This window comes from Marinicella litoralis, assembly GCF_002591915.1.
Lineage (GTDB): Bacteria > Pseudomonadota > Gammaproteobacteria > Xanthomonadales > Marinicellaceae > Marinicella > Marinicella litoralis.
Genome location: NZ_NIHB01000005.1, coordinates 136,863 through 149,988 on the forward strand (window position 1 = coordinate 136,863; position 13,126 = coordinate 149,988).

A 13,126-nucleotide genomic window follows, 5' to 3' on the forward strand; every position below is an offset into this window, starting at 1 on the left:
TAATGATGTAAAGAGAAAAGGGACGTTTCATATTGTTGTTTATTAGTAATAAATTGAGGATTCTAAGTTTTATTATATTGAAAAAAAATCATGCAAGTTGACAAAAAATGCCAATTTACTCCGTAAAAACCCCGTTCAAATAAAATAATCAAGCAATTGTGATGTTCATCCATGTACCCGTTGAAAAAGTACGAGCAATTGGGTATATTAATTGCTCAATTGTGTGAATGAAAAGAACAAGTTAAAAAGGGGACTGAAAAGGAATGACTGAAATAAATGAAAACCAGCAGTTTCTAACTGACTTAGAAAAAAAGCTGTGGAACGCGGCTGATAAATTACGTTCAACCCTCGATGCCTCACAATACAAGCACACCGTATTGGGTTTGGTTTTTTTGAAATACGTATCTGACTCTTTTTATATCCGTCAAGATCAGCTTAAAGCACAATTTCAAGATCCAGAGCATGATTACTACCTCGACCCAGAAGATTTTGATGGTGCTGATTCAGAAGAATATCAGCAAGAGCTTAATACAGAACTGGAAGAACGAGATTATTACACCGAAGCCAATGTGTTTTGGGTGCCACAACAAGCGCGTTGGAAGTTTTTACAAGACAACAACAAAACAGTCATCGGTGGCGCGGAAATAACATTAGCGGATGGCACTAAAAAGAAATTCAGTTCCATTGGACATTTGATCGACAATGCATTGGATGCCATCGAAGCAGTTAACCCAAAGCTCAAAGGTGTATTGAATAAACTCTATACACGATTACAAATTGACCAGACTAAGCTTGGTGAGTTGATTGATCTGGTGGCGACCATACCCTTTAAACACCAATCCTTAGACTCTAAAGACATTCTTGGCCATGTGTATGAATACTTCTTGGGTCAATTTGCTTTAGCTGAAGGTAAAAAAGGTGGACAGTATTACACCCCTAAATCCATTGTAAGTCTGATTGTACAGATGCTCGAACCGTTTAAAGGTCGGGTCTATGATCCAGCCATGGGTTCAGGTGGCTTTTTTGTCCAATCCGAACACTTTATCAAAGCCCACAAAGGCCGCATTGGTGAAGTCTCCATCTACGGTCAAGAATACAACCACACCACATGGCAGTTAGCCGCCATGAATATGGTGATACGCGGCATTGACTTTAACTTCGGTAAAGAACCCGCCAACACCTACACCAATGACCAACACCCAGACCTGCGTGCTGACTTCGTCATGGCCAATCCACCGTTCAATATGAAAGAATGGGACACAGGTGTCAAAGACGATGACCCACGTTGGGTCTATGGCAAACCACCCTCAGGCAATGCCAACTTCGCCTGGCTCCAACACATGCTCTACCATTTAGCACCCAATGGCAGTCTAGGCTTATTACTCGCCAATGGCTCCATGAGTTCCAACACCAAAGGCGAAGGTGATATCCGCAAAGCCTTGGTCGAAAATGATTTGGTCGAATGCATGGTCGCTTTGCCCGGGCAACTGTTCACCAATACGCAAATCCCGGCCTGTATCTGGTTCCTAACCAAAAACAAAGGCGAACGCACCAGTGCAACAGGCAGAAAACTACGAGATAGAAAAGGCGAAGTCCTATTTATCGATGCCAGAAACCTCGGTTACATGAAAGACCGGGTGCTCCGCGACTTCACCCAAGATGATCTCAACCAAGTCACCGAAACTTTCCATGCTTGGCAATGCTCCCCAGACTGTCATTCCCGCGAAGGCGGGAATCTTCTTGAATATGCGGATGAACCTGGTTTCTGCAAAAGCGTCAAACTCCCCGAAATCCAAAAACACGATCACGTCCTCACCCCAGGCCGTTATGTGGGTGCAGTCGCAGAAGAAGACGATGGAGAACCCTTCGCCGAAAAAATGGCACGATTAACAAGTCAATTAAAAACACAGTTTAAAGAATCGGATCGTTTAGAAGCTGAGATTAAAAATAACTTAGCGGGATTGGGTTACGATGTCTAAGTTTCCCCGAGAAGTATTAGGTGAGTTAATTACACACCAAAAAGGGTTCGCTTTTAAGTCCAAAGACTATCAAGAGACGGGAATACCAGTTGTTAGGGTAAGCAACTTTACTGATGATTCAATTGATACTTCTGATTTGAAATTTGTCAGCAAGGAAATAGCTAATGAAAATCAAAAAGTAGCATTGAAGACGCATGATGTAATTATTGCGACTGTAGGATCTTGGCCCAAAAATCCTGCATCAATTGTTGGAAAGACTATTTGTGTTCCATCAGAAATGAATGGCGGACTAATGAATCAAAACAGTGTTATTCTTAGGGTGAATAGTCAGTGCGAAACTGATCAAAAATACTTATTTATTGCTCTTAAAACTAAACTGTTCTCCGAGTATTTAGTCTCGACTGCTCAGGGAAGTGCAAATCAAGCAAGTGTTACTCTAAGTGATATTTTTTCTTATGAGGTTGAATGGCCTGAACCTCATATAAGAAGATCAATAGTGAGTATGATTGATTCAATTAATCAAAAAATCGAACTCAACCGCCAAACCAACCAAACCCTAGAACAAATCGCCCAAGCCATCTTTAAAAGCTGGTTCGTCGATTTCGAACCCACCCGCGCCAAGGCACAGGTTCGTGCCAGTGTCGCGGAGGGCAGGATACCCGGGAGCGACCAAAATCTGCCGCTTGATTTTTCAAAAGAAGATGAAGAAAAATTAGTAGAGCGCGCCGCCATGGCCGCCATCAGCGGCAAAACCCCAGAAGAACTCGACCAACTTAACCCAGAACAACTAAAACAACTCAAAAACACTGCCGCTTTATTTCCTGATGCATTGATTGATTCAGAGCTGGGGGAGATACCTGAGGGGTGGGAGGTCAAAACTTTTGGCGAAGTGTCTAAATGTTTCGATTCCAAAAGAGTACCATTGTCTAAGAAAAAACGTGAAGAGAAAAAGCCAGGTAATATCCCCTATTATGGTGCTACTTCGGTCATGGATTATTTAAATGAATATATTTTTGATGATATATATTTACTACTCGGAGAAGACGGTTCTGTTATTAAAGAAGATGGTTCACCATTTGTTCAATATATATGGGGAAAAGCATGGGTGAATAATCACGCACATGTTTTACAAGGAATAAACAATGTTTCAACCGAACACTTGATGATATTTATCCAAAGTCAAAATATAGCTGCATTTATCACAGGAGCAGTTCAACTAAAACTTAATCAAGGAAATATGAATAATATTCCTTTTTTAGATGCTGGAAAAAAAATTAACAATAGTTTCTATAAGTTTATTTCACCTTTGTATGAAAAAGTCAGAGAAATAAGTGAAGAGAATAAAACACTAATGGATTTGAGAGATGCTTTATTGCCTAAACTACTTTCTGGCAATCTAGCTATAAATGAAGTAACAATATGAATGACTCCGACCAAATTTATCCTACAAGAGATATACATCATTATAAGAACCTTACTTCTTGGCCTGAATTTACCATCTATGACAAAACTATTGATGGATTGATACCTTCTACAAGGTTAGATAATTGGGAAGACTTTCATAGTGTTGTCAAATCTTATAGAAATGATGAAGAAGGTGCTGAGTATATATATCGTGGTCAACACAATTTTAAATGGGAGTTGCAACCATCTTTAGATAGGTTGATTTCGGGAGCTATTAAAGAAGAGTTTGCTAAAAAGCAAATTAGGAATTTTAAACTGTCAATTCGAGGGCGGGTTCCTGATAATGCTATTTTACATGAACAAGAAGAAGAGCTTTGGGCTATAGGTCAGCACCACGGTTTAGCAACTCCATTATTGGACTGGACCATGGCGCCATATGTGGCTCTGTTTTTTGCTTTTGTTAATGAAGATCCTGACTCATGGGTAGACAAAGATGGTAACCCAACTAATTATAGTCGTTCTATTTATATACTCAATAAATCATTTATTGAGGATTTAATAGAAGATGAATATACAGATCCTTTAGTAGATGGTTATCCAAAAATTGTTGAGCCTTCAAAGGATGATCATGGAAGACTGGTAAATCAAGCAGGGCTTTTTACACAGGCTCCTTATGGTGAAACTATAGAATCTGCCGTGCTTAGAGCCCTTGTTGATTCTGAAGTTGACGTAGATGACCCAACTGAGGTTAGTAAGTATATTTGTAAATTGCACTTACCAAATTCAAAAGAAATTAGACGTGATTGTTTGCTCCATTTAAGAAAAATGAACATTCATCATGCAAGTTTGTTTCCAGATGTAATTGGAGCATCTGGTTATTGTAATGATTTGATCAGTGAATATATTGAAAAGCATAAATCATCTTCAACAAACACAATTAAAAATAATGTAATTATTGAAAATAGAAATTCAAATGAAATTGTGTCAAAGGACAAAGTTCGTAAAGAATATGTAATTAATGAAACTAACAAAATATTAAAGAAATTAATATCTTCTCTACTCGTAATTGATAATGTTGAAAAGTCAGTAAATGAATCTCAGTTAAAAACTGTATCTAAAAAAGCATTAGAATTTATTGAAGAAAAAGCTGGTGTAGATTGGTATGTTAGAGATTCTCAAATATCTAGGCTAAAAAATATAATTCGAAGAAATCTTAAAAGAGTTGCCTATCCTGATGATTTTATTTCTGAAGCAGCTCACTCTCTTGCTCACGAAATTGCTAAAATGAGTTTTGAAAAGGAAAGAGATTCGAAAGTATCACAAAGTTCAACTTTCAAAAGGGTTTGGGGCTCAACTGAAGCATGATAACCGAAGACCAACTAGAACAACTCTGCATCGAATGGTTCCAGTCCATCGGTTATGACCATATCTGTGGTTATGACATTGCCCCTGACGGCATCAATCCAGAAAGGTTTGATTACCGCCAAATTATCTTAAATGATCGATTGCTTGATCGATTACAAACCTTCAATCCACAGATTCCACACGCTACTTTAGAACAAGTTGTACTGCAACTGAGTAAAGCCGAAACGCCAATATTGATTAAAAATAACAAAAGCTTTCATCAGTTGTTGTTGCAGGGAGTTAAGGTTGAATATAAAGAGAACGATAAATCTAAAGTTGAATATGTACAGCTGATTGATTTCGAAAAAGTCACCAACAATCAGTTTTTGGTGGTCAATCAATTCACCATCACTGGCACCAAAGGTAATCGTCGTCCAGATGTCATTGTTTTTATCAATGGTTTGCCATTGGCGGTTCTTGAGTTGAAAAATCCTGCAGATCATCATGCTGATATTTGGCAATCCTTTCAGCAGTTACAGACCTATAAAGATGAGTTGTCGGGTTTATTTGGTTTCAATGAAGCCTTAATTATCAGTGATGGGTTGAATGCGAGAGTGGGGTCCTTAACAGCCAATAAAGAACGCTTTATGCCTTGGCGTACGATCAGTGATGAAGACGACAAGCCGTTGTTTAAATACGCATTAGAGACATTGGTAAAAGGTTTTTTTCGACCTGATTTATTTCTGGATTACATCAAGCATTTTATTTTGTTCGAAACCGATGGCGACACGATTATCAAAAAGATTGCAGCTTACCACCAGTTTCATGCGGTCAGAGAAGCGGTCAAAGCCACCGTCGTAGCGTCTACTCAAAGTGATGAGATCAAAGAAAAAAGAGCCACTTATGGTGATGAAGTGGTGCCAGGATCGGGTAAAGCGGGCGTGGTTTGGCACACGCAAGGGTCTGGTAAGTCTATCTCTATGGTCTGTTATGCAGGTAAACTCTTAGCCCAACCAGAAATGAACAACCCAACGCTGGTGGTGGTAACGGATCGTAATGATTTGGATGGTCAGTTATTCAATACTTTTAAGATGGCCAAAGAAGTCTTAAAGCAATCACCGGTACAGGCGGGTGATCGAGATGAGTTGCGTGATATTTTGTCTTCTCGACAAGCAGGCGGAATTGTTTTTACCACCATTCAGAAATTCGCTTTAATGAATGATGAGTCATCACATCCGGTATTAAGTGATCGTCACAATATAGTGGTCATCAGTGATGAAGCCCATCGCAGCCAATATGGCGGTAAAGCCAAATTAAATCCGAAGACGGGTGAATACACCTACGGTTACTCAAAACATTTACGTGATGCTTTACCACAAGCTTCTTTTATTGGCTTTACTGGTACGCCCATAGACCAAATTGATAAAGACACCCGCGCGGTATTCGGTGATTATGTGTCTATTTATGACATCCAAGATGCAGTAGATGATGGGTCGACTGTGCCGATTTACTATGAATCACGACTGGCTAAACTCGATATCAATGTAGAGGATATTGAGGCATTGAATGACGATGTGGATGAAGTGATTGAAGATGAAGAAGACATCGCAGCACGTGAAAAGACCAAATCCAATTGGTCGGCCTTAGAAAAATTGGTCGGCAGTCAGGCTCGCATTGACCAAGTGGCAGAAGACCTGGTCGCTCACTTTGAAAATCGTCAGGCCTCAATAAAGGGTAAAGGCATGATCGTTTGTATGAGTCGAGAAATTTGTGTCGATACTTACAATGCCATCGTTGCAATACGACCAGAATGGCATGATGACGATACATCAAAAGGCGCGATCAAGATTGTGATGACGGGTTCTGCATCGGATAAAGCCAAGATGCAGCCACATATTTATAACAAAGAAACCAAAAAACAGTTTGAGAAACGGTTTAAAGATGTCAATGATCCATTGCAATTGGTCATTGTCCGCGATATGTGGCTCACGGGCTTTGATGCACCGAACTGTCATACCATGTACATCGACAAACCCATGAAGGGTCATAACCTGATGCAAGCCATTGCTCGGGTCAATCGCGTGTTTAAAGACAAACCAGGCGGCTTGGTTGTGGATTATATTGGCATAGCTAACGAGCTTAAGGAAGCACTGAAAACATATACCAATTCAAAGGGTAAAGGCAAGCCAACGCACAACACCAGTGAGGCTTATGCCATTTTGTTAGAGAATCTAGATAAGTTGCATGGCTTAATGCATGGTTGCGATTACAGCGATTACGAGGATAAAGCGTTACTGCTGTTACCAAAAGTTCTGAATCATATTTTGTCCTTGGCTAACAATAATGGCGATTTAGACGGTAAAAAACGTTTCTTAGACATCATGGCTAGAATACGGTCAGCCCATACATTGTGTGGCACCATGGATGAAGTCAAACCTTTACACAAAGAAATCGCATTTTTTGAAGCGGTAAAAAGGGCGCTTACAAAATACACTACAGTCGCTAAACGCTTATCCGAAGAAGAGAAAAATTCTGCGCTGAAACAAATCATTGATAACGCCATATATTCTGATGGTGTGGATGACATATTTAACCTAGTTGGTTTGGACAAGCCAAACATTGGATTGTTGTCGATAGAGTTCCTTGAAGATGTGGCCAATATGGAGGAAAAGAATCTGGCCGTCAGCTTGTTGGAAAAACTGCTCAGGGATGAAGTCAAACACAAGATGAAATCCGATGTGGTTTCAGAAAAGAAATACTCAGACCGCATTATGGAAACCCTGCGTAAATATCACAACAGGGCGATTGAAACCGCACAAGTCATCGAAGAACTCATCCAAATGGCCATGGATATGGTTAAGGATGCAGAAATGGCTCAAAGTTCAGGATTAAATGCCGATGAGATAGCCTTCTACCGAGCATTAATTCAAAACGAATCAGCTGTGAGGGAGTTGGGTGATAATAATCTCAGAGAGTTGGCTATTTTTATCACTGAAAAATTAAGAAAGAGTACCACTGTAGACTGGCAAGTTCGCGACAGCGTAAGAGCCAGATTGAGAAACTTGGTAAGACGCGCACTTAAACGCTGGAAATATCCACCTGACAATGCAGAAGAAGCGATTGAGTTATGCTTAAAGCAAGCAGAGGTATTGAGTCAGGGTTGGAGTGGATGAAAATGAGTCTCTTAAAAAATGAATTGCAAGCAATAAATGAATAAAACGTATGAAAGAAACAAAAAATGTCAGTGTTCAACAGATTTCACTTAAAGACCTTTTTAAAAGCAATTTTTTTTCGATTCCCGAATATCAAAGAGGGTACAGTTGGGGAAAGGCTCAAAGAACAGCTTTGTGGGAAGATATTGTATCGCTTTTGGACTTTCGACAAGAAGAAAGTTACAAGCATTACATGGGTACAATAGTAGCTGTAAAAGGAGATGAATTTTGTCACTATGAAATTGTTGACGGTCAGCAAAGAATTACATCGCTCCTATTACTTATAAATACAATTATTTCACATAAAAAGTTTCCAGCTGAAAATCATGATTCGAAATTAAAAACCTATATAAATAGGAATAATGAAGATGTGTTTAGGTCGGGTTTGCAAAGTAAAATTCTTGCAAATGTTTTTAACGGGAATTTATGTTTTTATGATAATAAAAAGTTGATTCAACAGGATCAGAATATTCTAGATGCTGTTAATGAATTTGATGACCTGGTTGAACTTTATTTAAACAAATTTGAGTCTAATTTGCTTGAATTGCTAAGTTTGATTGAGAATCAACTTGGACTGATATTTTTTGTACCGGCAGTGAAATCAGTAGCTGGTAGGATGTTTGAAGTTATCAATAATAGAGGCAAAAGTTTAAGTGAGCTCGATAAAATTAAAAATTATTTTGTGTATGTTGCAGAAATTGAAAGTAATAAAACTTTCATAAACAAAATAAAAGACAATTGGGGTGAAGTTTTAGAAAACATGCAATTTGCAGGCTTTGTATCTACTGAAGAAGAAAATGAATTTTTAAGATATTGTTGGATAGTGTTTGGTTCTTCAAATAAATCAAAAAGTTATCATATCTATAAGTCATTAAAAAGCCAGTCAGCAAAGGAAAATGACAAAATTAAGTATTTATCTGATTTTTTTGATTTTATCCATTTGTCGAGTATAAAGATAAAAGAGTTATTTAATGCCTACCCACAAAAAGGAAGTAATAATTCTGATGAGGTGTATGAGTATGAAAAGCTTGCCATTCAACTGAATATAACAAAAGCTAGCGTAATGCCTCTGGTGTTAGCTGTTTTAACTAAGCAAACTGATTCTCAAAATACTCTTGAATTGATTAGGCTAATAGAAATTTTGAATTTTAGATATTATGTGACCGAAATTGCTAATAGAAATGATACAGGTCAAGGTGAATTATACAAGTGGGCAAATTGGTATTTCAAAGGACTTGATGAAAAGAAAAACATTTTCGGTGAAGTTGAGTTAAAGAAAAATGTAATTAAATTCATGGAGGATAATGCTAAGGATGATTTGTTTGTTAACAAGCTAATATTACAGCAAAATGAAAATATGGATTTTTATCACTGGAAGGGACTTTTATATTTTTTATCAAGGTATGAGCTCAGTCTAAGAGATAATAAAACACAAACTCATTCTCTTAAAGATATTATGCCTAAAAGGTTGTCCGGTAAGTCGAACGACCATTCAGAAAGAGAGCATATTTGGTCAAAGAAGTTAGAAGTTAATAAGATTCCTAGATCAGAACTTGAATTTTTAATTGGTCTCAATAAAAACAGATTGGGTAATTTTACACTTTTGCGAAGGGATCATAATTCAGAAGCTGGTAAAAAGCCAATAAATGAGAAGTTAAAAACTTACCATGAGAGTACTAGGTATATGACTAGAAACGTTGAAAAATGTTATAAGAATTTAAACAAAAAAGTATTTGATAAAAAAAAGGGTAAGGATGTTTTAATTTGGACTAAGTTACTAGATAAATTAGAAGAAAATTTGGTTAATTTTGCTTTAAAAGAATGGGCTTTTGATCCCCAAGTAATCAGGACTGTTGATATAAGAAGCTTTGATTATGATAGGTGCAGACCACACAGTGAAACTTTTAAGATCAAGTACCATTAAGATTATTAATAATAAAACCATGGCAACTTATAAACAAATACAGAATGACGTTAAAATTAATAACAATAAGTCAGTAAAAACTTGTTGGATTGCACATGTCAAAGAGCTCAACGGTCTAAACCCCCGTAGGGCGTTCAACCGTAAATCAAACAAACGAGTATATGAATGCCCTGATGATAAGAGACTGATTATTGAGGAATCGATGATGAGGTTTGGTATGCTGAAAAAATGAAACCCCAAACCATCCAAATATTCCTCCCCGAAGGCTCACCAATCTCAGTCAAAGAAGTCGAGCTGACCAATCGCCTGATCAAAATCATTTGGTTTCCGCGCACGGCTATAGTTGTGGTGAATGCTTATTATGCAGATTCAATTAAAAGCCATTTAAAAGTATGATTTTGGACTTTTTAGTCAAAATTATCTATAGCAAATATCTTATGAGTCTGTAAGAATATTCCTATGGAATGACTGTACCTCATTTATGATTGTAAGTAACAGAGAATTTATATAATCTTTTTTTAGTTGGTACATTATTACAACCGCACAAATTGATAAAAAATGAAAAATAAATATTTAAGCTATATTTCCGATAAACACTTGTTATCTTGTATAGAAAATCTTCACAACTCTTATCTCCGAGCAAAAGCAGATATCAGTAAAAAGAAGTTTTACAAAAACAAAATTGATGTAATTAAGCTGACTTTTGACTCTAGATTTAACGATTTAGATGAAAAAACATTAATCAAAGCAGAAATTAGTCGTCAAATAGATAAATCTATTAATAATTCAATTGGAACATTTCATGAGGAAATTTTAGGTGGGATAAAAAATTATGAAATGGGGACATTAAGTGGTTTTGATATAAAGGCCAAAAATGACACTTTATTTGCAGATATAAAAAACAAACATAACACCATGAATAGTAGTTCTGCAGAAAGTTTGTTTCAAAAATTAGCTCGTTATGCTGATACTTATAAACAAGCCAATTGTTATTGGGTTCAAATATTATCAACTAAAAGTTTTAATGAACATTGGGTAAGTATAATAAATGGTAAAGAATACAGTCATAGTCGTGTATTTAAAATTTCTGGAGATCAGTTTTATCAAATGTTAACAGGTGAGAAAACTGCTTTGTTAGATTTGTATATGGTTTTACCAAAAGCGATTGATGCATTTTTAAAATCAAATAAAAAATCAAAAATTCCAGAAAATTCTGCATTAACTGAAATTAGTGTAGGGGCTAAAAAATCTCAACGAACAATTTTGGATGAAATCACATTTGAAAATTACAGCTACTATTTAGGTTTTGATAAAATTAAGTAAGTTTTAACAACTCAAAGTTAACAATTATATTTTTCATAATAATCATTTAGAAATTTTACTACAGAATACCCAATCTCTTTTCCCAAGTTCACAGGGACTGCATTGCCAATTTGCTTATACTGTTGTGACATTGATCCAACTATTTCCCAGTCATCTGGAAATGTTTGTATGCGTGCATATTCTCTAACTGTAAATGGTCGAGTTTCATCTGGATGACATCTTTCAGTTTGTTTCTGTGCTGGGCTACAGGTCAAAGTTAAACTGGGTTCATCCCAACCAATCCTTCGTGCCATTCCTGTTTTGCCCCCGCCTAGATAAAAGCTTTTTTGCATGTATTTCTTTTGAATATCTAGGGGCAAGTCTCTCCAGTATCCTTTAGGAGGAACTAATTTCAAAACTTCTTTTTTATGATCAGGGTATTTAGCACCTGCAGAAGCAGGTACATCGGTGTCAAAAAGGTCTCCTACTTTTAGAGCGTCCTCCAAATTATATATTTTGTCATCTGGGGCTGGATATTTATATTCAATGTTAATGTCTTTTCTAACACCAACTAAAATTAAGCGTTCTCTTTTTTGAGGTACTTTATAGTTTATTGCTTTTAATACTTGCACTGGAGATACTACTTTATAACCAATTTCATCAAGGATTGAGATCATTCCTTCTAGAGTTTTGCCTTTATCATGATTCAATAAACCTCTGACATTTTCTCCAATGCAAATTTTAGGCTTTACCTCATTAACAACTCTGGCAAACTCGTAGAATAGAGTGCCTCGAGCATCATCTAGACCAAGTTTTTTTCCTGCATAGCTAAATGCCTGGCAAGGAAATCCACCAGTGACAATATCAATTTCATTGTGATACTTATTAAAGTCAAAATTCTTTATGTCTCCTTCTAAAACATTCCATTCTGGGCGGTTTTTTCTTAATGTCTGGCATGCCCACTTGTCAATTTCATTAAGTACCTTACATTTTATTCCGGCTTTTTCCATACCCAATGCCAAACCACCAGCTCCGGCAAATAACTCAATTGCAGAAAAGTCTTTTACAGGAATTTCTTTGTTTGATCTTTGTTTTGATTTTTGATTTTCGGAAAACTCTGGAAAGATTTCTAACTGCTCTTTGTGGTAAACTCTGTAATTACTTATAGGTTCACGAATAGCGTTTAATTTATTGGTTTTATCCCATCTTCTGAGGGTTTCAGGGGTTTTACCTATGAGTTCAGCTGCTTCTGAAATAGTATATGTTTTTTTCATAACCACATTATACAACCTTATACATGGTTATCAATTGTTATTTAGATATATTCTTTGAATTTATTCAGGAATTAAATTAGAAGCTTGTTTTCAAATAAGTCTTAATTATAAATTTATTTGATATTGAATCCTTTTATTCCTGATTCTTGAGTTTAATTCTTCAATGCTTAATAGTACAAAAGAAGGTGCTTTTTCATTTAAAGTAACAAAACAAAAAAAGAATTTTTCACCTAACAGTTTTCCGAAATTAAACTCATTTTCCGTTGCCCCAAAAAAGAATCCTTTAGGATTGTCTGGCAAATATTTCTTAGTTGTTTTAAGTTCTACGAAAATAATATCTTCTAAGTAGGTTTTTATTAATTTTGAATTAACTTTTTGGTTTTTTAAGTTAGGGATGTAAATTAGATCAAATGACTGTAAATATCTCCTATCTATTTTCAATGTATCTAACAAATGCTTTTTAGTGTCTAAGTCAATTTTAAAGAAGCCGGTGTGATTTTGTAAAAGAAATAAAACACCTTCTTTTTCAGTTGTGTTATTGGATAGGGTATGACCTTTCCCCAAACTTAACACCACTGCTTGGATGAGATAATTCATTTTAAGCTGCCTGCTCAGCAAATGCTACTGGTGTTAAATAATCCAGAGAACTATGTGGTCTGACAGTGTTGTAATGTTTCCTCCATTTTT

General features: G+C 36.4%; 10 protein-coding genes. 7 read left to right on the top strand and 3 right to left on the bottom strand.

The annotated features are described in order from the left end of the window. Positions 1 to 263: 263 nt before the first annotated feature. From CCS90_RS13300 to CCS90_RS13330, 7 genes are all read left to right on the top strand, one after another. A complete protein-coding gene (locus CCS90_RS13300; protein ID WP_211337075.1) occupies positions 264 to 1,979 on the top strand; it encodes a class I SAM-dependent DNA methyltransferase in 1,716 nt (571 codons plus the stop codon). Then, on the top strand, positions 1,972 to 3,402 hold the full coding sequence (locus CCS90_RS13305) for a restriction endonuclease subunit S (protein WP_099020062.1): 1,431 nt from the start codon (positions 1,972 to 1,974) through the stop codon (positions 3,400 to 3,402). Before CCS90_RS13300 ends, CCS90_RS13305 begins: the two co-directional genes overlap by 8 nt. Beyond that, complete coding sequence (locus tag CCS90_RS13310; protein WP_099020063.1) at positions 3,399 to 4,748, top strand: FRG domain-containing protein; 1,350 nt, start codon at positions 3,399 to 3,401, stop codon at positions 4,746 to 4,748. Before CCS90_RS13305 ends, CCS90_RS13310 begins: the two co-directional genes overlap by 4 nt. Then, entirely contained in the window at positions 4,745 to 7,900 is a 3,156-nt protein-coding gene (locus CCS90_RS13315) for a type I restriction endonuclease subunit R (RefSeq protein ID WP_099020064.1), read from the top strand. The genes CCS90_RS13310 and CCS90_RS13315 overlap by 4 nt, the downstream gene beginning before the upstream one ends. A gap of 49 nt (positions 7,901 to 7,949) precedes the next feature. Continuing rightward, positions 7,950 to 9,863: a DUF262 domain-containing protein gene (locus CCS90_RS13320; RefSeq protein WP_099020065.1), complete on the top strand. Its 1,914-nt coding sequence runs from the start codon at positions 7,950 to 7,952 to the stop codon at positions 9,861 to 9,863. Between the two features lie 228 nt (positions 9,864 to 10,091). After that, positions 10,092 to 10,259 (top strand): hypothetical protein, encoded by a 168-nt coding sequence (locus CCS90_RS14970; protein WP_162846910.1) that lies wholly within the window; start codon positions 10,092 to 10,094, stop codon positions 10,257 to 10,259. A 162-nt stretch (positions 10,260 to 10,421) separates the two neighbouring features. Next, on the top strand, positions 10,422 to 11,186 hold the full coding sequence (locus tag CCS90_RS13330) for an Eco47II family restriction endonuclease (RefSeq protein WP_099020066.1): 765 nt from the start codon (positions 10,422 to 10,424) through the stop codon (positions 11,184 to 11,186). 17 nt (positions 11,187 to 11,203) lie between these two features. Here CCS90_RS13330 and dcm read toward each other — a convergent pair whose 3' ends face one another. The 3 genes from dcm to CCS90_RS15230 form a co-directional block, all read right to left on the bottom strand. After that, positions 11,204 to 12,439, bottom strand: a complete 1,236-nt coding sequence (gene dcm, locus CCS90_RS13335; RefSeq protein WP_099020067.1) for a DNA (cytosine-5-)-methyltransferase — start codon at positions 12,437 to 12,439, stop codon at positions 11,204 to 11,206. A 105-nt stretch (positions 12,440 to 12,544) separates the two neighbouring features. Continuing rightward, positions 12,545 to 13,036, bottom strand: a complete 492-nt coding sequence (locus tag CCS90_RS13340) for a hypothetical protein (protein WP_099020068.1) — start codon at positions 13,034 to 13,036, stop codon at positions 12,545 to 12,547. 1 nt (position 13,037) lies between these two features. Next, positions 13,038 to 13,126: integrase core domain-containing protein (locus CCS90_RS15230; RefSeq protein WP_143751563.1), on the bottom strand; the 89-nt coding region annotated here is incomplete at its 5' end.